This is a genomic window from Bradyrhizobium commune (genome assembly GCF_015624505.1).
Taxonomy (GTDB): domain Bacteria; phylum Pseudomonadota; class Alphaproteobacteria; order Rhizobiales; family Xanthobacteraceae; genus Bradyrhizobium; species Bradyrhizobium commune.
The window spans coordinates 6972553-6993158 of record NZ_CP061379.1 but is presented as its reverse complement, the minus strand read 5'-3'; the positions used below and the strand labels follow the sequence as shown (position 1 = coordinate 6993158).

The following is a 20606-nucleotide window of genomic DNA, read 5'->3' as shown; positions in this document are numbered from 1 at the left end:
CAAGCCATGACCGACCAGCATTTCGCCCTGTTCGACACCAGGATCGGCCTCTGCGCCATCGCCTGGGGCCCGCGCGGCATCAACGGCACGCAACTGCCGATGGGCGGTGAGCAGAAGATCCGCACCCGCATCAGCCAGCGCCATGCCGACGCCACCGAGGCCGAGCCTACTGCCGAGGTGCGGCAGGTGATCGACCGCATCATCAAGTTGCTCGCGGGCGAGCCGGATGACCTCACCGACATTCCGCTCGATCTCGACGGCGTGCCCGACTTCAACCGCGGCGTCTACGCGATCGCGCGCACCATTCCGCCCGGCAAGACCATGACCTATGGCGACATCGCAAAGCGCCTCGGCGGTGTTGAGCTGTCGCGCGATGTCGGCCAGGCGCTCGGGCACAACCCGTGCCCGATCGTCGTGCCCTGCCACCGCGTGCTCGCGGCCGGCAACAAGCCCGGCGGCTTCTCGGCGAATGGCGGGGTGGTGACGAAGCTGAAGATGCTCGAGATCGAGGGCGCGATCGTCAATCACACGCCGAGCCTGTTCGATTGAGGCCCTAAATCTTCGCCGCGGCCTTCGGCCAATACCGGTCGCGCAAATGGCGCTTCACCAGCTTGCCGGTCGGCGTGCGCGGCAGCTCGGCTTCGAAATCGACCGAGCGCGGGCACTTGATCGCGGAGAGGCGCGTCTTGCAGTAGGCGATCAGATCGGCTTCGAGTTCCTTGCCCGCGCGCTTCATGTCGTGCGGCTGCACCACCGCCTTCACCTCTTCGCCCATCTCCTCGTTCGGCACGCCGAACACGGCGACGTCGGCGATCTCGGGGTGGGTGATCAGCACGTCCTCGGTCTCCTGCGGGTAAATGTTCACCCCGCCCGAGATGATCATGTAAGACTTGCGGTCGGTGAGGAACAGGAAGCCGTCCTTGTCGAGATAGCCGACGTCTCCGAGCGTCGACCATCCCTTGGCGTTATACGCCTTCTTCGTCTTCTCGGGGTCATTGTGATAGGTGAACGCAGGTGCGTCGGCGAAATAGACCGTACCGATCTCGCCCACCGGCTGCTCCTCATCGTTCTCGTCCAGGATCTTGATCTTGCCGACCACGGCGCGGCCGACACTGCCGCGATGCTCCAGCCATTGTTGCGAATTGCAGACGGTGACGCCGTTGCCTTCCGAGCCCGCGTAATACTCGATCAGGATCGGTCCCCACCATTCGATCATCTTTGCCTTGACGTCGACCGGGCAAGGCGCGGCGGCGTGGATCGCGCCTTTGAGCGTGGACACGTTGTACTTCGCGCGCACATCGTCCGGCAGCTTCAACATGCGAACGAACATGGTCGGCACCAGCTGCGATTGCGTGACCTTGTATTTCTCCACGAGTTTTAGAAACTCCTCGGTGTCAAAATGCTCCATGATGATGGAGGTGCCGCCAAGCACGATCGCCATCATGTTGAAGCGCAGGGGCGCGGCGTGATAGAGCGGCGCCGGCGATAGATAGGTGCTCTCCGCATTCATGCCGCACATGTCGGCGCAGAGCACGCGCAGGAACGCGTTCGGCACGTCGATCTTGTTGCCCTCGAACGCCTTCTTGATGCCCTTGGGCCGGCCGGTCGTGCCCGACGAATACAGCATGTCGTAGCCGGCGACCTCGTCCGCGATCGGCGTCACCGGTTGCGTGGCGGCTTCCTTGTCGTAGGAGCGGAAGCCGGGCAGGGGCTCATCGACCATATAGAAGATCGGTTCGCCGGCGGTGCCCTTGATCAGGCCCTTGATCTGGTCGGCGCATTTCGGCGTGGTGATCACGACCTTGGCGCCGCAATCGGCGATGATGTAATCGATCTCGTCCTGCTTCAGATAGCGGCTGATCGCGGTGTAATAGAGCCCGCTGCGCTGCGCGGCCCAGCAGATCTCCATGAAGGCGAGGCGGTTCTCCATCAACAGCGCGATGTGATCGCCGGCCTTCAGGCCGAGCGAGCGGAACAACTGCGCGCCCTGGTTGGAGAGCTCGTCGAGCTCGCGATAGGTGATCGCCTTGCCGGTGCCGGCCATCTGGTAGGCGATCTTGTCGGGCGCGTTGCGGGCGTGGATGGAGGGGTGCGTCATGACGTTTCCTCAAAACGCGAATGGCGAGTAGCGAATGGCGAATAGGGAAGAAGAGCAAACTGCTCTTCGCCTACTCACCATTCGCTACTCGCCATTCACAACTCGCCTTTGTTTTTCTTACAGCCGCTCGACGATGGTCACATTCGCCATGCCGCCGCCTTCGCACATGGTCTGGAGACCGTAGCGCTTGCCGCGCTGGTGCAGGGCGTGGACCAGCGTCGTCATCAGCTTGGTGCCGGAGCCGCCGAGCGGGTGGCCGAGCGCGATGGCACCGCCATTGACGTTGAGACGTTCCGGATCGGCGCCGGTGGTCTTCAGCCAGCCGGTCGGCACCGACGCAAAGGCCTCGTTGACCTCGAACAGGTCGATGTCGCCGATCGTCATGCCGGCTTTCTCGAGTGCACGCTTGGTAGCGTGCAGTGGGGCGTCGAGCATGATCACGGGGTCGCCGCCCATCATGGTCATGTGGTGGATGCGCGCGAGCGGTGTGAGGCCGAGCTGCTTGAGGCCGCGCTCGTTGACAACCATGACGCCGGAGGCGCCGTCGCAGATCTGGCTGGCGCTCGCCGCGGTCAGCTTGCCGTTCTCGGCGATCAGCTTGACGCCCTTGATGCCGTCGAGCGTGGCATCGAAGCGGATGCCCTCGTCGATGTGGTGGGTGTCCTTGCTGCCGTCGGCGCGGGTGATCTCGAGCGGCACGATCTCCTTCTTGAAGTGACCGGCTTGCGTCGCCGCGATCGCGCGCTGATGGCTGTTGTAGGAATATTCGTCGAGGTCGTCCTTGGAGAGGCCGTACTTCTCGGCCATCATCTCGGCGCCGGTGAACTGGCTGAACACGATGTTCGGATATTTATGCTCGATGCCCGGGCTCTTGTAATTGCCAAAGCCGTTCTTGGCCGGGAGCTGCGATGACAGGCCCATCGGCACGCGCGTCATCGATTCCACGCCGGCGGCGATCACGACGTCCATCGTGCCGGACATCACGGCTTGGGCTGCAAAGTGCAGCGCCTGCTGCGAGGAGCCGCACTGGCGGTCGATCGAGGTGCCTGGCACGCTCTCCGGCAGTTTCGAGGCCATGATCGCGTTGCGCGCGACGTTGTTGGACTGCTCGCCGACCTGCATCACGCAGCCCATGATCACGTCCTCGACCTGGGCCGGATCGACCTTGGTGCGATCGACCAGCTCGTCCAGCACCTTCGCGGCGAGATCGGCCGGATGCCAGCCGGCGAGGCGGCCCCCCTTGCGCCCGCCGGCGGTACGCGCGGCGGCGACGATGTAAGCCTCGGCCATTTCGGTCTCTCCCTGGATTGTTCTGTATCGCGTTGGGTTTGTCGGGGGCGGATTTAAGGGACGAGAGATCGTTTAGTCAATCGATCAATTAACTCTTGTGGGGAGGCGCTGCTTCGGCTTATCTGCGCCCCGTTCAGGCGGCGAGAACAGGGATCTCCGTGACTACCAGCGTACCGAACAGGCTCCCCAGCGGAAAAAATTCCACGGCAGAGAAATTGCTCGTGGCCGCGAGCGAGCTGATGATCGAACGCTCCTCGATCGAGATCTCGCTCTCCGACATCGCCCAGAAGTCAGGCGCCAACGCCGCACTGGTCAAATATCACTTCGGCAACAAGGACGGCCTGCTGCTGGCGCTGCTCGAGCGCGACGCGGGGACGGAACTGTCCAATCTCGAATATCTGCTGGCGCAGCCGATCACGCCGACCGCGAAACTGAAGCTCCATATCGGCGGCATCATTCGCGCCTATTACCGGTTCCCCTACATGAACCGGCTGATCCATTATCTGCTGCACGAAAGCGTTGCGGGCTCAGCGGACGAAGTCTCAAAGTTCTTCGTCGCGCCGCTCTTGGACTTTCACCGTCGCCTGCTCGCCGAGGGCGTCAGCCGCGGCGAGTTCCGCCAGACCGATGCGGTGCTGTTCTACACCAGCTTGATCGGTGCCTGCGATCACCTGTTCTTCGGCCGGCACGCGATGTCTCGCGCGACCGGCGTCGGCCCGGTCACCGACGAAGTCTGCCGGCAATACATCAAGCACATGGAAACGCTGATCTGCGGCGGCATCCTCACGCAAGCCGAGGAAGCTGCCGCGGCCGGATAATCCGGCCAAGACTCTTCAAGTCTAGAGAAGAAACGCCCAAGGAAAGGTAGTTCACGATGCAGCTGAAAGACGTAGCCGTTCTCATCACCGGCGGTGGTTCGGGCCTCGGCGCCGCGACCGCCCGCGCCATGGCCGCCAAGGGCGCCAAGATCGGCGTGATCGACCAGAGCAAGGAAAACGCCGAGAAAGTCGCCGCGGAAGTGAAGGGCGTCGCCCTTCATGCAGACGTCACCGACGAGGACGGCATCAAGGCTGCGATCGCCAAGGCCGAAGCTGCGCACGGCGTCGCGCGCGTGCTGATGAACTGCGCCGGCATTGGCGGCTCGCAGCGCATCGTCGGCAAGGACGGTGTCTATCCGCTGGCGAAGTTTGCCCGCATCATCAACGTCAATTTGATCGGCACGTTCAACTGCCTGCGGCTGTTCGCCGAGCGGCTCGTCACGATCGAGCCGATCGGTGAAGAGCGCGGCGTCATCATCAACACGGCTTCGGTCGCGGCGTATGAGGGCCAGATCGGCCAGATCGCCTATTCGGCCTCAAAGGGCGGCGTCGTCGGCCTCACCCTGCCGGCCGCGCGCGATCTCGCCAGCCAGAAGATCCGCGTCAACACCATCGCGCCCGGCCTGTTCCTGACGCCGCTGCTGATGGGTCTGAACGAAGAGGCGCGCAAGAGCCTCGGCGCCCAGGTGCCGCATCCCGCGCGCCTCGGCGATGCCAATGAATACGGTTCGCTCGCCGTGCACATCGTCGAGAACCCGATGCTGAACGGAGAGACGATCCGTCTCGACGGCGCAATCCGCATGGCGCCGCGGTAAGGCGCTTTCTTCCTTCTCCCCTTGTGGGAGAAGGTGGCGCGCGTAGCGCGCCGGACGAGGGGTTCTCTCCGCGGAGACAGACCCCGCACCCAAGCGAGGTCTTGGTCAGCGACGTACATGCTCTCTCCCACAAGGGGAGAGGGCGCAATAGCCGCCACCTCAAGCGCGGACGCAGGAGCACTCCATGTCCCAACCGCTGCTGATCGAGCATCACGACGGCGTCGACCGGGTGACGCTCAATCGTCCCGACAGTCTCAATGCGCTCGATCCCGCGCTGGTCGATGCGCTCAACGCCTATTTCCAGGGCCTCCAGCGCAACCGCGACACGCGCGTCGTCGTGCTCAGGGGCGCCGGCAAGAATTTTTGCGCTGGCCTCGACCTCAAGGCCGCAATGGCGCGCCGGGCCGGGCAGCAGGAGCCGCCGGGGGTCACGGAGTCGCTGGACTCACAACGCCGCATCGCCGACATCGTGATGCTGATGCGGCGCTGTCCGCAGCCGATCCTGGCGCTGGTGCAGGGGGCCGCGGCCGGTGGCGGCTTTGCGCTGGCGCTCGCCTCCGACATCCGCATCGCCACGAGGTCCGCGCGGATGAACTGCGCCTTCATCAAGCTCGGGCTTGGCGGCTGCGACATCGGCACCAGCTATTTTCTGCCGCGGCTCGTCGGCGTCTCTGTGGCGTCCGAGCTGATTTTGACGGGGCGCTTCATCGGTGCCGAACGCGCGCTTGCGGTCGGTCTGGTCTCGGAGGTCGTCGACGAAGACAAGCTCGATAATGCAGCCGAGCCCTACATCGATGCGATGATCACGGCCTCGCCCGTCGGATTGCGGCTGTCGAAAGAATGTCTCAACATGAGCGTCGATGCCGGATCGCTGGAAGCGGCGATCGCGATGGAGGATCGCAACCAGGTCCTGTGCAGCCGCGCCGAGGAGTTTTCGGAGGGCATCAGGGCCTTCCTTGAGAAGCGAAAGCCTGTCTATATCAGGCGCTGAAACGAGAATGATCCGCAAAGGACGATAATTCCGGGAGACGCAAAATGAGTGGAAGCGCGGCGGCGGTGATGACGAAGCCCGCCTTTCGCAAGGTCGAGTGGCTCGCGCGTGACATCGACGTCGAGCGCCGCGCCGACGGCACGGTGGTGCTGAAGTCGCGCATTCCGCTGCAAGCCTACGAGAAGCACTTGCCAGCCTCGCTCGCGAAATGGGCGAAGCAAGCGCCCGAGCGCATCTGGCTGGCGCAGCGCGGCGGTCCGAACCGCGAGTGGCGCAAGGTCTCGTATGGCGAAGCCAAGCGCACTGTGGATGCGCTGACGCAGGCGCTGCTCGATCTCAAGCTCGAGGGACGCCCGGTCACGATCCTCTCGGGCAACTCGATCGAGCATGCCTTGATGACGCAGGCCGCGATGCAGGCGCGCGTCCCGGCCGCGCCAGTGTCGCCGGCCTACTCCTTGATGAGTCACGATCACGTCAAGCTGAAATATCTGTTCGACCTGATCAAGCCGGCCGTGGTGATGGTGCAGGACGGCCCCACTTTCGAGAAGGCGCTGAAGGCACTCGACCTCTCCGGCGTCACCGTCGTTCACGTCGCGCGACCCTGCGACGGCATCAAGAGCGTCAGCTTTGCCGAGCTTGCGGCGACGTCGGTGACGAAGGACGTCGAGGACTCGGTCGCGAAGATCACCCCCGACACCGTCGGCAAGTTGCTGTTCACCTCCGGTTCGACCGGCATGCCCAAGGCCGTCATCAATACACAGAAGATGATGTGCGCCAACGCGGCGATGATGATGCAGGTGCGGCCGCGCACGGCGGGCGGCCCGCTGCCGGTCGTGCTGGACTGGATGCCGTGGAATCACACCATGGGCGGCAATGCCGCGTTCCATCCGGTGCTGGTCGATGGCGGCACGCTCTATATCGACGACGGCCGGCCGATGCCGGGCCAGCTGGAAGAGACCATCAGAAATCTCCGCGAGATCTCGCCGACCTATTACGCCAACGTGCCGGCCGGCTATGCGGCGCTTGCGGCGGCGATGGAGAAGGACGACGCGCTCTGCCGTTCCTTCTTCAAGAACCTCTCGATCATGGCCTATGGCGGTGCGCGGCTGCCCGACGATCTCTACGACCGCATGCAGGCGCTCGCTGTGAAGACCACCGGCGAGCGCATCGTATTCTACACCGGCTGGGGCTCGACCGAGACCTCGCCGACCTCGACCGGCACCTATTGGGACACCGAGCGCGTCGGCCTGATCGGCCTGCCGTTCCCCGGCGTCGAATTGAAGATGGTGCCGTGCGGCTCGAAATACGAGCTGCGCCTGCGCGGCGTCAACGTCACGCCCGGCTATTTCGGCCAGCCCGATCTCACCAAGAAGATGTTCGACGAGGAAGGTTTCTACTGCATCGGCGATGCCGGCATGTTCGTCGACGACAGCGATCCAGTTAAGGGCATCATCTTTGCTGGCCGCGTCGTCGAGGACTTCAAGCTCACCACCGGCACCTTCGTCCATGTCGGCTCGCTCCGCACCGATGCGATCGCGGCTGCGACACCCGTCGTGCATGACGCGCTGGTGGCCGGGCAGGATCAATGCTCGATCGGTCTGCTCGCCTGGCCCAATTTGCATGCGTGCCGCCAGCTTGTCGGCAATCCCGAGCTGAGTTTCGAGGACGCGGTGAAGCACCCCGAGGTGATCGCCTGTTTCAGGCGGGGGCTCGAAGCGCATAACAGAGAATGTGGGGGCGCCAGCAGCCGCGTCATCGCCCGCGCAATGTTGATGGTCGAGCCGCCCTCGATCGACGGCAATGAGCTGACCGACAAAGGCTACATCAACCAGCGCGCGAGCCTCGAACGTCGCGCTGCGCTGGTCGAGCGGCTCTATGCCGACAAGCCGGACCAGGACGTCATCGTTCTCAATTAATCAACATCATCAACACGGACACGCGCCATGAACTTCGATTTCTCCGACGACCAGAAGCAGCTCCGCGATCAGGCGCGCAAATTCCTTGCCGAAAAGTGCTCGCCGAAGGCGGTGCGAATCGTGCTCGACGGCAAGGCGCCCTACGACAAGGAGCTCTGGAAAGGCCTCGCCGAGATGGGCTTTCTCGGCGTCGCAATCCCGGAAGAATTCGGCGGCGCGGGTGCGGGCCATCTTGAGCTCTGTGTGATCGCGGAAGAGATGGGCCGGGCGAATGCGCCGGTGCCGTTTTCCTCGACTGTCTATCTTGCTGCCGAGGCGCTGCTGATCGCGGGCAGTGACGCGCAGAAGAAGAAGTGGCTGCCGGCGATCGCCTCGGGCGAGGCGATCGGTACGCTGGCGCTGTTCGAAGGGAAGGGAAATCCGTCGCCGAAGGCCATCAAGCTCACGGCTTCGAACGGCGTGCTCAACGGCGTCAAGAAGCCGGTGGCTGATGGCGCGATCGCCGATTTTGCGGTGGTTGCCGCGCGCACGGGCTCAAGCGGACGCGAGAGCGACATCTCGCTGTTCCTGGTCGACATCAAGGCCGGCGGCGTCGAGGTGAAAAGCCTCACCAATCTCGATCCGACCCGCGGCCAGGCTGAGTTGACCTTCAGGGACTGCAAGGCCGAGCCGCTGGGCGCTGCCGGCGATGGCTGGAGCATCCTCACCCAAGTGCTCGACCGCGCCGCGGTGCTCTGTGCCTTCGAGCAGGTTGGTGGCTCCGATCGCGCGCTGGAGATGGGCCGCGACTACGCGCTCGACCGCATCGCTTTCGGCCGCCAGATCGGCTCGTTCCAGGCGGTGAAGCACATGCTCGCCGACATGTATGTCGCGGCGACGCTGGCGCGCTCCAACAGCTATTACGGCGCCTGGGCGCTCTCGACCAACGCGGCCGAATTGCCGGAAGCCGCCGCCGCGGCGCGCATCAGCGCGACACAGGCGTTCCAGCACTGCGCCAAGAACAACATCCAGGTTCACGGCGGCATGGGTTTCACCTGGGAGTTCGACTGTCACATGTACTACCGCCGCGCCAACGCCATGGCGCTCGGCCTCGGCAGCCTCACCTATTGGGAAGACCAGCTGATCGACCGCATGCGCAAGAAGAACGCGGCGTAAGCGAAGGATCGCGTCATGAATTTCGACGACACCCCGCAAGAGGCCGAATTCCGCGCAACCGCGCGCGCGTGGATCGCGGCCAACGCGCCCAAGCCGTATGAAGAGGAACTGCAAAAGTCCTCGCTCGGCCGCACCCAGCTGAAGAACGCCAACATTCTCGAGGTCGCCAAGGCCTGGCAGAAGAAGAAGGCCGATTCGGGCTGGGCCTGCCTGCACTGGCCGAAGGAGTATGGCGGCCGCGGCTCGTCGCCGATCGAGCGCGTGATCTGGCAGCAGGAAGAGGGCGCGTTCGGAAAACTCTCCCATATGTTCATCATCGGCCACGGCATGTGCGGGCCGACCATGATGGCGTTCGCGCGCGAGGAGCATAAGCGCAACTATCTGCCGCCGCTTGCCTCCGGCGAAAAGGTGTGGTGCCAGCTGTTCTCCGAGCCGGCCGGCGGTTCCGACGTCGCAGGCTTGCGTACGCGCGCCGAGAAGGATGGCGACGACTGGGTCATCAACGGCCAGAAGATCTGGACCTCGGGGGCACATTATTCCGACTACGGCATCCTGCTCACCCGCACCGATCCAACCGTGCCCAAGCACAAGGGCCTCACCATGTTCTTCCTGGACATGAAGAGCGCGGGTGTCGAGGTCCGGCCGATCAAGCAGGCGAGCGGCGCCTCCGACTTCAACGAGGTCTATTTCACCAACGTGCGCATCCCCGATCATCAGCGCCTGGGCGAGGTCGGTGATGGCTGGAACGTCTCGCTGACCACGCTGATGAACGAGCGCATGTCGATCGGCGCGGGCGTGTCGACCGGCTTTCCGGAGCTGTTCGAATATTGCACCAGCCTGATGCTGGAGGATGGCCCCGCGATCGAGGACCGCGCGGTACGCTCAAAACTCGCCAGCTGGGCAGTGAAGGCGAGCGGCCTGCGCTACACCAGCATGCGCGCGATCTCGGCGCTGTCGAAGGGCGAGCGTCCGGGGCCCGAGAATTCCATTGGCAAGCTGGTGGCGGGCTCGATGATCCAGGATGTCGCGACCTACGCGCTCGACCTGCAAGGTGCCGCCGGCGTCGTCAGCGGCCCTGAGGACGCCGAAGTTGCCGGCCGCTTCCAGGCGATGCTGCTGCGTGCGCCCGGCACGCGCGTCGAAGGCGGCACCGACGAGATCATGCGCAACATCATCGCCGAGCGGGTGCTGGGCCTGCCCGGCGATATCCGTGTCGACAAGGACGTGCCGTTCAACAAGATCCCGACCAAGGGAAGAGGGTAGAGGTCCGCCATGAATTTCGACGATACGCCGCAGGAAGCTGCGTTCCGCGAGACCGCGCGCAAATGGGTCGCCGCCAACGCGCCGAAGGAGTTCGAGCAGGAGCTGTCAAAATCCTCGCTCGGCCGCATCAGGCTCGCCAAGCACGACATGGTGGAGGTCGGCAAGGCCTGGCAGAAGAAGAAGGCCGCGGGCGGCTGGGCCTGCCTGCACTGGCCGAAGGAATATGGCGGCCGTGGCGCCACGCCGATCGAGCGCGTGATCTGGCAGCAGGAGGAAGGCGTCTATGGCAAGCTGACACAGCCGTTCCAGATCGGCGAGGGCATGTGCGGTCCGACCGTGATGGCCTGGGGCAGCGAGGACGCCAAGCGCCGCTATCTGCCGAAGCTCGCCTCGGGCGAGGAGATCTGGTGCCAGCTGTTCTCGGAGCCGTCGGCCGGCTCCGACGTCGCGGGCCTGCGCACGCGCGCGGAGAAGAAAGACGACAATTGGGTCGTCAACGGCCAGAAGATCTGGACCTCGGGCGCGCATTATTCCGACTTCGGCCTGTTGATTGCGCGCACCGATCCGAATGTGCCCAAGCACAAGGGCCTCACCATGTTCTTCCTGGACATGAAGAGCCCGGGTGTCGAGGTACGGCCGATCAAGCAGGCCAACGGCATGCAGGAGTTCAACGAGGTCTATTTCACCGATGTGGTGATCCCCGACAGCCAACGTCTCGGTGCCGTCGGCGAGGGCTGGAGCGTGTCGCTGACCACGCTGATGAACGAACGCATGTCGATCGGCTCGCGGCTTGCGACCGGCGTCCCCGAGATGTTCGAGTTCTGCTCCAACCTGATGCTGGAGGACGGGCTCGCGATCGACGATCCCGCGGTTCGCTCCAAGCTTGCGAGCTGGGCGGTGAAATCGAGCGGGCTGAAATACACCAGCTACCGCGCGATCTCGGCGCTGTCGAAGGGCGAGCGTCCGGGTCCGGAGAACTCCATCGGAAAGCTGGTCTCGGGCATGATGCTCCAGGATATCGCGACTTACGCGATGGACCTCCAGGGCGCGGCCGGTGTTCTCGCAGGCAGCGATGAGGAGACCGTGCACGGCCAGTTCCAGCAGATGCTGCTGTCTTCGCCCTCGATGCGGATTGCCGGCGGAACGGACGAGATCTTGCGCAACATCATCGCCGAGCGGGTGCTGGGCCTGCCGGGCGACATCCGTGTCGACAAGGATGTGCCGTATAACAAGATCCCGACCAAGGGGCGCTAGTATCGGTAGGGTGGGCAAAAGCGAAGCGTGCCCACCATATTCAGATGCGCCGGGTGAGATTGTTGGTGGGCACGGCGCTGGCGCGCCTTTGCCCACCCTACGAAGAAAGATTGCGAGCTGATCCATGGACGCACAAGTCAACCAGAACGACCGCATCGGCGTGCTCGAAGAGCTCCTCAACGAGCGCTATTCCGTTCGTGCCTTCCTGCCTAAGGAAGTCGACCGCGCCACCATCGAGCATGTGCTGACGACGGCGCAGCGCACGGCGTCCTGGTGCAACAGCCAGCCGTGGCAGGTCGTCATCGCCAGCGGTGAGGCCAAGGAGCGTTTTCGCCAGCTGATCTACAAGGAAGCGTCAGGCGGGCTCGGCGACGATTACGACTTCACCCCGCCGCGCGAATATGCTGGCGTCTATCTCGAGCGTCGCCGCGAGAGCGGCTTTCAGCTCTACAACACACTCGGCATTCCGCGCGGCGACAAGACGGGCTACGCCAAGCAGGCGCTGGAGAACTACAATTTCTTCGGCGCGCCGCATGTCGCGATCATTCACACCAACGAGCCGCTCGGCATCTACGGCGCGATCGATTGCGGTGCCTATGTCTCGAATTTCATGCTGGCCGCACAGGCGCTCGGGCTCGGCACCATTCCGCAGGCCGCGCTGGCGCGCCATTCCGGGCTGATCCGCCGCCACTTCAATCTGCCCGACGACCGCCGTGTCGTCTGCGGCATCTCGTTCGGCTATGCGGACCACGCCCACAAGGTCAACAGCTACCGCACCTCGCGCGCGAGCCTCGCCGACACGGTGACGTTCGTCGAGGCGTGATCAGACGTGCGCAAAGACGGCCGCGTGAACGGCCGCCTTCGCAGCTGTCGCCAGGGTCGATTGACGCGCTATCCGCCGCTGCCGCCGATCACAGCACGCACGGTCTCGTCGGGCCCAAAATCCTCGGCGCCGTCGACATAGAGCAGCGCTGCGAGCTTCGAGCGCGCACGGTTGACGCGGCTCTTGATGGTGCCGACCGCGCAGCCGCAAATCGAGGCCGCGTCCTCATAGGAGAAGCCGGAGGCGCCGACCAGGATCAAGGCTTCGCGCTGATCCTGCGGAAGCTTGTCGAGCGCGGTGCGGAACTCCTCGAATTCGAGGTGCGCGTTCTGCGCCGGCTGCGTCTTCAGCGTCTTGGCGTAGTTGCCTTCGGCATCCTCGACCTCCCGCCGCCGCTTGCGATAGTCGGAGCGGAACAGGTTGCGCAGGATCGTGAACAGCCACGCCGGCAGGTTGGAGCCGGGCTGGAACGAGTCGATGTTGGCGAGCGCGCGCAACAGCGTCTCCTGAACCAAATCGTCGGCGCGGTCCGCATTGCCGCTGAGCGAGATGGCGAACGCGCGCAGGCTCGGCACGGCCGCCAGGATGTCGTCACGTAGGGAATTCGTGAGAGGCATTAGTCCCTCCCATTGTTATCGTTGGATCCCCCATTGCCCTGATCCTGGGGAGGACCTCCCGGCGCATCAAGTTTCTTGATCAGTTCCGCGAACCGGTCGGGAACCCCCTGACGTACGACGTCGTCGTACATGGCGCGCAATTGATGGCCGATCCGGGATTGAATCTCCGGAGTGAGGCCTCCCTTGCCGGGGGTCGTGCTTTTGCTGGCTTGAGACTTGAGATCTTTCATGACCTGTTCCACGTTTCCCCGAGTTAAGTGACTGCAAAATAGAGAAGTTTTCTCAACCGGGAGCCGTTCCCTGGACGAGTTCAATTCCAGGTAAGACAAAAAGTTCCGCCCCGCAGGGAACTTTTTGTATCCTCAAGCGTCTTCAGCCCCAGCAGGGGAACCCGGGCCTCCCCTCGTGACGCCTGGTTCTTCAAGGTTGGCCCAAAGATGAATGGAGTGGGGATGTCCCGTTCACAGCTTGTTGCTGAGCATTTGCCGTTGTTGCGCCGGTATGCACGTGCCCTGACCGGCAACCAGGCCTCCGGCGACGCCTATGTCGCAGCCATGTTGGAAGCCATGCTCGGGGATCCGTCGGTGCTCGACGAGAGCCACGGACCGCGCGCCGGCCTGTTCCGGCTATTCACCCAGATCTGGAATTCGGTGTCCGTCAATGACGACGCCGAGGTGGCGACGCTGCCGATGCCGCCGGAGCGGCGGCTGTCCAACATCACGCCGTTGCCGCGGCAGGCGTTCCTGCTGCTCTCGCTCGAGGGATTCTCGGAAGAGGAAGTCGCCTTCGTGCTCGGCTCCGACGTCGCCGAGACGCGGCGGCTGGCCGACGCCGCCGGGCGTGAGATGGCCGCCGAGATCGCCACCGATGTGCTGATCATCGAGGATGAGACCTTCATCGCCATGGATCTCGAGAGCTTGGTGAAGAATCTCGGCCACAACGTCGTCGGCGTCGCGCGCACACATGCGGACGCGGTGGCGCTGGCCAAGAACAGGCGGCCCGGCCTGATCCTCGCCGACATCCAGCTCGCCGACGGCTCGTCGGGGCTGGATGCCGTCAACGAGCTGCTCCGGACCTTCGAGGTGCCGGTGGTGTTCATCACCGCCTATCCCGAGCGCTTCCTCACCGGCGAGCGGCCGGAGCCGGCATTCCTGATCTCAAAGCCGTTCCAGCCTGCCATGGTGTCAGCGGTGGCAAGCCAGGCGCTGTTCTTCCAGCGCAACTCGCGCAACCGTGCGCCCAAAGCGCCCGCGGCCTGACAGAGGCGCCTGCGGCCCGATAAAGGCGCCGACGGCCTGACATTCGGCTGATGATGATCTGATCCGGCGTACCGCAAGGTGCGCCGGATTTTTCTTGGCCAACTTGACGGCTGTCGACTTCGCCGCCCATACCTCCTGCGATGGCCATGTTGCGGCCCCAACCGGAGATCTGTTCATGGACCAGACGTTGCTCGATCGCCTCGCCATCCGCGACCTCGTCGAGAACTGGGCGGTGTGGCGCGATGCCGGGAACTGGGAGCGATTTGCCACCGTCTGGCACGAGGAGGGCTGGATGTCCGCCACCTGGTTTCAGGGGCCGGCGCGGGATTTCATTCGCGTCAGTCAGGAGGGGTTTGCCAAAGGCGTGCGCATCCTGCATTTCCTCGGCGGCACCAGCATCGATCTTGCCGGCGCGCGCGCCATTGCGCAGACCAAGATGACGATCTCGCAGCGCGCAAGCGTGCATGACGTGCTCTGTGACGTCGTCTGCACCGGTCGGTTCTACGATTTCCTGGAGAAGCGGCAGGGCGCGTGGGGCATCGTCCGCCGCCAGCCGATCTACGAGAAGGACCGGATTGACCCGGTCGACCCTGCCGCGATGCTTCGCCTCGACCAGAAGGCGCTCGCCGTACTCCCCGAAGGCTACCGCCACCTCGCCTACATGCAGGAGCTGATCGGCTACAAGGTCAAGCGCGACATGCCGGGCCTGACCGGCGCCGAGGTCGAGAAGCTCTATGGCGAGGGGCGGGATTGGCTGGCGGGGAAGATGGTGGACTGACAAAGCCCAGATAGGAGTTCGGCGCCGTGCGCCGAATGCACGCTATCGATCTGCGTCAAAACGCCCCAAAAATCGCGCGGTGATGCGGCCACTGGCTCTGAATCTCTTCGTCGCCAATTCTTCCCGCTGCGCCGCGACTTGTTGGGATTCTCCGTGTGGCACCACGCGATAAGCCCTGGCCGTAGCCCAGGCTATTGCGGCCGTAACAGCAAATCCGATTATCGGCATGCCAAAAGCAACGGCGGCGTTAATCATCGAGAGCTCCCAAAAGGCTCTTACCGACCAAATGTAGGCTTCCTCCTAGAAACACGCAAATGAGGCCGCCCACGAAGACCAGCGCGGGATCGGCATGCTGGAACAGGTCGCCGTAAAGGAACGTGACGAGCGGCCCGAGGGCTCCGGTGACGATAAATCCACCCCCTACGGTATTACAGAAATTGGCGGTAAGTTTGATGCTTTCTTCGCGAGCACTCACGGGCCTAAATATCCATTCCTCTTCAATAACTCTGTCAAAACTGATTTTCGAACTGGGGCCTCGGAGCTGAATGCCGAACGTAATGGCAGCATGCAGGTGCCGAGAATGAGTTGGCAGCCTCTGGGGCGCCGTCGATCGGTGCGTGTATTTTCTCTTGATGCAGCTGACTACGCAAGGGCGGTGCAGCGGACCAAGGGCGTCGCTCCGGAACTCCCGGAAACGCATGCCTTTGTCGCCGTGCGGCTGTCGCCGTTTGCAGCAGGTGGGTGTTGTCCCCAGACAAAAGTAAGGCGCGACTGGCATCACCACAGTCGCGCCCTACGTCGCCGGCTTATGGGGCAGGGGGGAATAGCCGGCTGCTGAGACGACTCGCAGGCGCGGGAGTCGTTCCAGGCTGTTGTGAAATTTTTCGCCGGCCGATGCATTTCGCGCACACGGTTAAGTGATCTTAACCAGCGAGAACTCCCGGTCCGTCACCAGCGTTGTTCCCGCGATCGCCATGGGGCGAGGGATCAACAGCCATGTCACAGATTAGCAAGGCATTTTTGGGTGCCGCCGCGATCATGGTCGCGCTGGGCGCTGCGCAACTGGCTTCCGGCCATGATCTTTCCGGCCGCTGGCAGGCGGTTTCCGAGAAGCCCGGCCATGTCGTCAACCGCGCCGGCAAGGCCGATCGGCTGGCGGAATTGAAACCTGCCGAGGTTCCGACCCGCACCGTCTCGATGCGGCTCAACGACCTCGCCGATACGTCGGTGCTGCTGCGCCTGCCTGCGCTGATCGAAACCGGCAACGCCAAGCCGGCTCCGCTGATGCAGAAGCCAGGCCGCGGCCGGCCGACGATCGCCTGCGAGCCGATGGTCAGCTCGCTCACCGAAATCGCAAAACTGCTCCAGCCTGGCCGCTGCGTGACCTGATTACACGGACCTCAGGACGAAGCCGCCCTCCCCCCGGGACGGCGGCTTTTTACGTCCACTTGATCCCCCCTCCCATCGCGTTATATCCCGGGTTCCTCTCTTTCGATTTGACCGGGTAAACGCATGACGACGACCGATACGGCTGCGCATACGCAGCCCTTCCAGGCCGAGGTTTCCGAGCTTCTGCACCTGATGGTGCATTCGGTCTATTCGGAGACCGACATCTTCCTGCGCGAGCTGATCTCCAACGCCTCGGATGCTTGCGACAAGCTGCGCTACGAGGCGATCGCCAATCCAGCCCTGCTGGGCGAGGGCGACGCGCTCAAGATCCGGATTATCCCCAACAAGGCGGCCGGAACGCTCACCATCGCCGACAACGGCATCGGCATGGAGCGGCAGGAGCTGATCGACCATCTCGGCACTATTGCCCGCTCCGGCACCAAGGCGTTCGTCTCGAAGCTGAAGGAGGCCAAGGATGGCCTCGGCCTGATCGGCCAATTCGGCGTCGGCTTCTACTCCGCCTTCATGGTCGCCGAGAAGATCGTCGTCATCAGCCGCCGCGCCGGCGAGAGCGACGTCTGGACCTGGACGTCCTCCGGTGGCTCCGGCTTCGAGATCGCGCGCGCCAGCGATGAGGATGCGGCGCTCGTGACGCGCGGCACCGAGATCGTCCTGCATCTGAAGGACGATGCGAAAAAATATCTCGAGACCTACGAGATCGAGCGCATCGTCGGCGCCTATTCAGACAACATTCTCTTCCCAATCGAGCTCGTGCCGGAAGAGGGCGAGCCGCGCCAGATCAATTCGGCGAGCGCGCTGTGGCAGCGCTCGAAATCCGAGCTTTCGACGGAAGACTACAAGAAGGCCTATCAGCAGATCGCGTCGGCCTTCGACGATCCCGCGATGACGCTGCACTATCGCGCCGAGGGCCGCTATTCCTACGCCGTGCTGCTGTTCGCGCCGTCGACCAAGCCGTTCGACCTGTTCGAGCCCTCGCGCAAGGGGAGGGTCAAGCTCTATGTCCGCCGCGTTTTCATCACCGATGATGCCGATCTGTTGCCGGGGTACTTGCGCTTCATTCGCGGTGTCGTCGACAGCGAGGATCTTCCGCTCAACATCTCGCGCGAGATGCTCCAGAACAATCCGCAGCTGGTGCAGATCCGGAAAGCCGTGGCGACCCGCGTCGTCAACGAGCTCGAAAGCCTCGCCGAGAAGGACGCCGAGAATTTTGCCAAGATCTGGGATGCGTTCGGCGCGGTGCTGAAAGAGGGTATCTACGAGGATTTCGAGCGCCGCGAAAAGCTGCTGGCGCTGTCGCGCTTCACCACCACCACGGGGGAGAAGCGCTCGCTGAAAGACATCATCGCCGATTTCAAGCCGAACCAGACCGAGATCTATTATCTCGTTGGCGACAGCATCGAGCGACTGAAATCCAATCCGCGGCTGGAGGCTGCGACCGCACGCGGCATCGAGGTGCTGTTGCTGTCCGATCCCGTCGACGCCTTCTGGACCTCGATGCCGACCGAGTTCGAAGGCAAGCCGCTGAAGTCGCTGAGCCAGGGCGATCTCAATCTCGACCTGATCCCGCGCGTCGACGACAAGGACGAGACGAAGAAGGACGAGCCCGAGGCGGATGAAGCCGCAATCATCGCGGTGATCAAGGCCGCGCTCGGCGAGCGCGTCAGCGACGTCAAGGCCTCGACCCGCCTCACCAGCTCGGCTTCGTGTCTCGTCGCCGACAGCCAGGGTCCGAGCCGCGAGCTCGAGCGCATTTTGGCGCAGCAGAATCGCGGCATGCGCACCAAGCCGATCCTGGAGATCAATCTGCGCCACCCGCTGGTCGCCGCGATCGTCAGGGCGCAGGCCGGCTCGAAGACGGTCGACGATCTCAGCCTGCTCCTGCTCGAACAGGCGCAGATTCTGGATGGCGAGCTGCCGGAGGATCCGGCGGCGTTTGCGGTGAGGTTGAACCGCCTTGTGCTCCAGGGACTCGGTGACAAAAGTGGTGGAGGCGGGCTCTCGGCCCTGCTCAAAACCATGAAGCCTGTTGACGAGGATTTCCCGGAAATTGATGATCCTGCGCCAAGTCCGGAGAGGCCGTTGTGACGCTCTATATGCTCGACACCAACATCATATCCGATTTGATCAAGAACCCTCAGGGACGAGTCGCCGAACGAATTGACGCTGTCGGCGACACCAACATTTGTACCAGCATTGTTGTTGCCGCAGAGCTTCGCTACGGATGTGTCAAGAGCGGATCATTGAGGCTCAAAACGGCCGTCGACGATCTGCTGGAGCAGATGGATGTACTGCCGCTCGGCGCTCCTGCTGACGTCGCGTACGGTAGCATCCGTTCGGCGCTTGAAGCGGCAGGCTCGATTATCGGCGGCAATGACCTGCTTATCGCGGCCCATGCACGTGCGATGGGTGCCATCGTCGTGACTGCAAATACGGGCGAGTTCAATCGGGTGCATGGTTTGCAGGTCGAAAACTGGTTGGCCTAAGTCACATATGTTGCTCTCGCTTCGGGGTCTTTGCGAGGCCGGGAGAGGAAATCATCATGGATCGCGGTTCGCGCACAGATGCCACTCACCTTGCCGTCAACTGTCCCCAGGAACAGTCGCCTCCGGCGTGGCGTTGTGCCATAGGAGGCCGTCGGCATCAGATCCGCCGACGCCACCCATTCGAGGATGTGTCCATGCGCTTGCCGATCCTGACCCTCACCGCGATTGCGACGCTGTTCGTCGCGGCAGATGCCAGCGCCCAGACCTATGATCCGCGCTTCCCGGTGTGCATGCACGTGTTTACCTCCGGCGGCTTTGGCGGTGGCGGAGACTATTTCGATTGCTCCTTCACCTCGCTGCCGCAGTGCCGGGTCTCGGCCTCGGGCCGGTCCGCCAGCTGTGACCTCAATCCCTATTACGCCTTCAACGAGCCGCCGCCTGCGCCGCGCAAGCGCCACAAGAAGGTGTACTGACGCCCACGATGTGCCGCGCGGCGGATGTCGGTTGCCGCTGCGCGTTTGGCGTGATGCGAAGCGGCTAGCGCTATTCTTTCTTGATCCCCGACAGCTCCACCACCTTGCGCCAGCGATCGGTCTCCGCGGTCAGCATGCCGCCGAACTCGGTCGCGTTGCCGTGCAGCGGGATCGCGCCGAGCTCGGCGATGCGGGCCTTGATCTCGGCATCCGAAAGCGCGGCGTCGATCTCGCGATTGAGCAGGTCGACGATCTCGCGCGGTGTATCGTGCGGGGCGCCGACGCCATAGAACGAGCTCGTCTCGTAGCCGGCAAGCGTGTCCGCGATCGACGGCACGTCGGGCAAAATCTCCGAGCGCTCGCGCGTGGTGACGCCCAGCGCGCGCAGCTTGCCGGCGCGCACCAGCTCGAATGACGACGTGACGTTGTCGAACATGCCCTGGATCTGGCCGCTCATCACGTCGGTCAGGCCCGGCGCGGAGCCGCGATACGGCACGTGGGTGAACTGCACGCCGGCGAGCGACTTGAACAATTCGCCGGACAGATGCAGCGAGGTGCCGATGCCGGAGGAGGCGATCGACATCTTGCCGGGATTGGCCTTGGCGTAGGCGATGAAATCGGTAACGCTCTTCACCGGCAGATCGTTGTTGACCACCAGTACCAGCGGAATCCGCGCAACACCGGCGACCGGCGCGATGCCCTTGGCGAAATCATACGGCAGCGCCGGATCGAACGAGGCGTTGATGGCGTTTGCCGTCGAAGTCAAGAGCAGCGTGTAGCCGTCGGGGGCCGAGGTGATCACGGCCTGCGTGCCGATATTGCTGCCGGCGCCGGGCTTATTCTCGACGACGAAGGTCTGGCCGAGCCGGTCCGACAGGCGCTGGCAAAGCAGCCGCGACAGCACGTCGGTGGCGCCGCCGGGGGCATAAGGCACCACCCATTTGACGCTGCGCGAGGGATAGGACGGGTTGCTCAGCGCAAAGGCACGCGGCGCGGCAAGCGCCGCAGCGGCGCAGGCTGCGGTCTGTAGGAAATGTCGCTTGGTGATCATCATCTGCATCCCCCGCTCTTACTTCACCTCTCCCGCGAGAGGGTAAGCATGCCCACTCGGCATCGTGGCTTTGCTATCGCAAGAATCGCGCCAAGCCGCACGCCGTTCCCGC

Annotated in this window: 20 protein-coding genes and 1 pseudogene; 16 read left to right on the top strand and 5 right to left on the bottom strand. The window is 63.7% G+C overall.

Annotated elements, in window-relative coordinates:
- Window positions 1-6 precede the first annotated feature (6 nt).
- The gene (locus tag IC761_RS32825; protein WP_195800763.1) at window positions 7-549 is read left to right on the top strand and encodes a methylated-DNA--[protein]-cysteine S-methyltransferase; all 543 of its coding nucleotides are present in this window, start codon (window positions 7-9) and stop codon (window positions 547-549) included.
- 4 nt (window positions 550-553) lie between these two features.
- Here IC761_RS32825 and IC761_RS32820 read toward each other — a convergent pair whose 3' ends face one another.
- On the bottom strand, window positions 554-2098 hold the full coding sequence (locus tag IC761_RS32820) for an acyl-CoA synthetase (RefSeq protein WP_195800762.1): 1545 nt from the start codon (window positions 2096-2098) through the stop codon (window positions 554-556).
- Between the two features lie 117 nt (window positions 2099-2215).
- Window positions 2216-3388 (bottom strand): acetyl-CoA C-acetyltransferase, encoded by a 1173-nt coding sequence (locus IC761_RS32815; protein WP_195800761.1) that lies wholly within the window; start codon window positions 3386-3388, stop codon window positions 2216-2218.
- Between the two features lie 239 nt (window positions 3389-3627).
- On the opposite strand from IC761_RS32815, the gene IC761_RS32810 reads away from it, so the two are divergent.
- From IC761_RS32810 to IC761_RS32775, 8 genes are all read left to right on the top strand, one after another.
- The gene (locus IC761_RS32810) at window positions 3628-4206 is read left to right on the top strand and encodes a TetR family transcriptional regulator (RefSeq protein WP_246791402.1); all 579 of its coding nucleotides are present in this window, start codon (window positions 3628-3630) and stop codon (window positions 4204-4206) included.
- Window positions 4207-4262: 56 nt separating this feature from the next.
- Window positions 4263-5021 carry an SDR family NAD(P)-dependent oxidoreductase gene (locus IC761_RS32805; RefSeq protein ID WP_195800759.1) on the top strand — a complete coding sequence of 253 codons (759 nt, stop codon included), beginning with the start codon at window positions 4263-4265 and terminating at the stop codon, window positions 5019-5021.
- A 184-nt stretch (window positions 5022-5205) separates the two neighbouring features.
- A complete protein-coding gene (locus IC761_RS32800; RefSeq protein WP_195800758.1) occupies window positions 5206-6012 on the top strand; it encodes an enoyl-CoA hydratase/isomerase family protein in 807 nt (268 codons plus the stop codon).
- Between the two features lie 44 nt (window positions 6013-6056).
- Window positions 6057-7928 carry an AMP-binding protein gene (locus IC761_RS32795; RefSeq protein WP_195800757.1) on the top strand — a complete coding sequence of 624 codons (1872 nt, stop codon included), beginning with the start codon at window positions 6057-6059 and terminating at the stop codon, window positions 7926-7928.
- Window positions 7929-7955: 27 nt separating this feature from the next.
- Window positions 7956-9083, top strand: coding sequence for an acyl-CoA dehydrogenase family protein (locus tag IC761_RS32790; protein WP_195800756.1), 1128 nt, complete (start codon window positions 7956-7958; stop codon window positions 9081-9083).
- Window positions 9084-9098: 15 nt separating this feature from the next.
- The gene (locus IC761_RS32785; protein ID WP_195800755.1) at window positions 9099-10346 is read left to right on the top strand and encodes an acyl-CoA dehydrogenase; all 1248 of its coding nucleotides are present in this window, start codon (window positions 9099-9101) and stop codon (window positions 10344-10346) included.
- Between the two features lie 9 nt (window positions 10347-10355).
- The gene (locus IC761_RS32780; protein WP_195800754.1) at window positions 10356-11600 is read left to right on the top strand and encodes an acyl-CoA dehydrogenase; all 1245 of its coding nucleotides are present in this window, start codon (window positions 10356-10358) and stop codon (window positions 11598-11600) included.
- 124 nt (window positions 11601-11724) lie between these two features.
- The gene (locus IC761_RS32775; RefSeq protein ID WP_195800753.1) at window positions 11725-12423 is read left to right on the top strand and encodes a nitroreductase; all 699 of its coding nucleotides are present in this window, start codon (window positions 11725-11727) and stop codon (window positions 12421-12423) included.
- 68 nt (window positions 12424-12491) lie between these two features.
- On the opposite strand, the gene IC761_RS32770 is transcribed toward IC761_RS32775, so the two are convergent.
- Window positions 12492-13040, bottom strand: coding sequence for a sigma-70 family RNA polymerase sigma factor (locus IC761_RS32770; protein ID WP_195800752.1), 549 nt, complete (start codon window positions 13038-13040; stop codon window positions 12492-12494).
- Complete coding sequence (locus IC761_RS32765; RefSeq protein ID WP_195800751.1) at window positions 13040-13270, bottom strand: NepR family anti-sigma factor; 231 nt, start codon at window positions 13268-13270, stop codon at window positions 13040-13042. The genes IC761_RS32770 and IC761_RS32765 overlap by 1 nt, the downstream gene beginning before the upstream one ends.
- A gap of 222 nt (window positions 13271-13492) precedes the next feature.
- On the opposite strand from IC761_RS32765, the gene IC761_RS32760 reads away from it, so the two are divergent.
- The 7 genes and pseudogenes from IC761_RS32760 (at window position 13493) to IC761_RS32730 (ending at window position 19443) form a co-directional block, all read left to right on the top strand.
- Window positions 13493-14299 carry a response regulator gene (locus IC761_RS32760; RefSeq protein ID WP_195800750.1) on the top strand — a complete coding sequence of 269 codons (807 nt, stop codon included), beginning with the start codon at window positions 13493-13495 and terminating at the stop codon, window positions 14297-14299.
- A 175-nt stretch (window positions 14300-14474) separates the two neighbouring features.
- Window positions 14475-15077, top strand: coding sequence for a nuclear transport factor 2 family protein (locus tag IC761_RS32755; RefSeq protein WP_195800749.1), 603 nt, complete (start codon window positions 14475-14477; stop codon window positions 15075-15077).
- 349 nt (window positions 15078-15426) lie between these two features.
- Window positions 15427-15915 carry a hypothetical protein gene (locus IC761_RS32750; protein ID WP_195800748.1) on the top strand — a complete coding sequence of 163 codons (489 nt, stop codon included), beginning with the start codon at window positions 15427-15429 and terminating at the stop codon, window positions 15913-15915.
- Window positions 15916-16073: 158 nt separating this feature from the next.
- On the top strand, window positions 16074-16466 hold the full coding sequence (locus IC761_RS32745; RefSeq protein WP_195800747.1) for a hypothetical protein: 393 nt from the start codon (window positions 16074-16076) through the stop codon (window positions 16464-16466).
- Window positions 16467-16589: 123 nt separating this feature from the next.
- Window positions 16590-18461 (top strand): annotated as a pseudogene (htpG, locus tag IC761_RS32740) (molecular chaperone HtpG); the annotation flags it as partial.
- 107 nt (window positions 18462-18568) lie between these two features.
- Window positions 18569-18970, top strand: a complete 402-nt coding sequence (locus IC761_RS32735; protein ID WP_246791401.1) for a type II toxin-antitoxin system VapC family toxin — start codon at window positions 18569-18571, stop codon at window positions 18968-18970.
- Window positions 18971-19164: 194 nt separating this feature from the next.
- Window positions 19165-19443 (top strand): DUF3551 domain-containing protein, encoded by a 279-nt coding sequence (locus tag IC761_RS32730; protein WP_195800746.1) that lies wholly within the window; start codon window positions 19165-19167, stop codon window positions 19441-19443.
- A gap of 70 nt (window positions 19444-19513) precedes the next feature.
- Here IC761_RS32730 and IC761_RS32725 read toward each other — a convergent pair whose 3' ends face one another.
- Window positions 19514-20494 (bottom strand): Bug family tripartite tricarboxylate transporter substrate binding protein, encoded by a 981-nt coding sequence (locus IC761_RS32725; RefSeq protein WP_195804849.1) that lies wholly within the window; start codon window positions 20492-20494, stop codon window positions 19514-19516.
- Window positions 20495-20606 lie beyond the last annotated feature (112 nt).

Bases quoted from the DNA above. Each gene is read 5' to 3' on its own strand.
- IC761_RS32825 (WP_195800763.1), top strand. From the start codon at position 7: ATGACCGACCAGCATTTCGCCCTGTTCGACACCAGGATCGGCCTCTGC.
- IC761_RS32820 (WP_195800762.1), bottom strand. From the start codon at position 2,098: ATGACGCACCCCTCCATCCACGCCCGCAACGCGCCCGACAAGATCGCC.
- IC761_RS32815 (WP_195800761.1), bottom strand. From the start codon at position 3,388: ATGGCCGAGGCTTACATCGTCGCCGCCGCGCGTACCGCCGGCGGGCGC.
- IC761_RS32810 (WP_246791402.1), top strand. From the start codon at position 3,628: ATGATCGAACGCTCCTCGATCGAGATCTCGCTCTCCGACATCGCCCAG.
- IC761_RS32805 (WP_195800759.1), top strand. From the start codon at position 4,263: ATGCAGCTGAAAGACGTAGCCGTTCTCATCACCGGCGGTGGTTCGGGC.
- IC761_RS32800 (WP_195800758.1), top strand. From the start codon at position 5,206: ATGTCCCAACCGCTGCTGATCGAGCATCACGACGGCGTCGACCGGGTG.
- IC761_RS32795 (WP_195800757.1), top strand. From the start codon at position 6,057: ATGAGTGGAAGCGCGGCGGCGGTGATGACGAAGCCCGCCTTTCGCAAG.
- IC761_RS32790 (WP_195800756.1), top strand. From the start codon at position 7,956: ATGAACTTCGATTTCTCCGACGACCAGAAGCAGCTCCGCGATCAGGCG.
- IC761_RS32785 (WP_195800755.1), top strand. From the start codon at position 9,099: ATGAATTTCGACGACACCCCGCAAGAGGCCGAATTCCGCGCAACCGCG.
- IC761_RS32780 (WP_195800754.1), top strand. From the start codon at position 10,356: ATGAATTTCGACGATACGCCGCAGGAAGCTGCGTTCCGCGAGACCGCG.
- IC761_RS32775 (WP_195800753.1), top strand. From the start codon at position 11,725: ATGGACGCACAAGTCAACCAGAACGACCGCATCGGCGTGCTCGAAGAG.
- IC761_RS32770 (WP_195800752.1), bottom strand. From the start codon at position 13,040: ATGCCTCTCACGAATTCCCTACGTGACGACATCCTGGCGGCCGTGCCG.
- IC761_RS32765 (WP_195800751.1), bottom strand. From the start codon at position 13,270: ATGAAAGATCTCAAGTCTCAAGCCAGCAAAAGCACGACCCCCGGCAAG.
- IC761_RS32760 (WP_195800750.1), top strand. From the start codon at position 13,493: ATGTCCCGTTCACAGCTTGTTGCTGAGCATTTGCCGTTGTTGCGCCGG.
- IC761_RS32755 (WP_195800749.1), top strand. From the start codon at position 14,475: ATGGACCAGACGTTGCTCGATCGCCTCGCCATCCGCGACCTCGTCGAG.
- IC761_RS32750 (WP_195800748.1), top strand. From the start codon at position 15,427: ATGCTGGAACAGGTCGCCGTAAAGGAACGTGACGAGCGGCCCGAGGGC.
- IC761_RS32745 (WP_195800747.1), top strand. From the start codon at position 16,074: ATGTCACAGATTAGCAAGGCATTTTTGGGTGCCGCCGCGATCATGGTC.
- IC761_RS32730 (WP_195800746.1), top strand. From the start codon at position 19,165: ATGCGCTTGCCGATCCTGACCCTCACCGCGATTGCGACGCTGTTCGTC.
- IC761_RS32725 (WP_195804849.1), bottom strand. From the start codon at position 20,494: ATGATCACCAAGCGACATTTCCTACAGACCGCAGCCTGCGCCGCTGCG.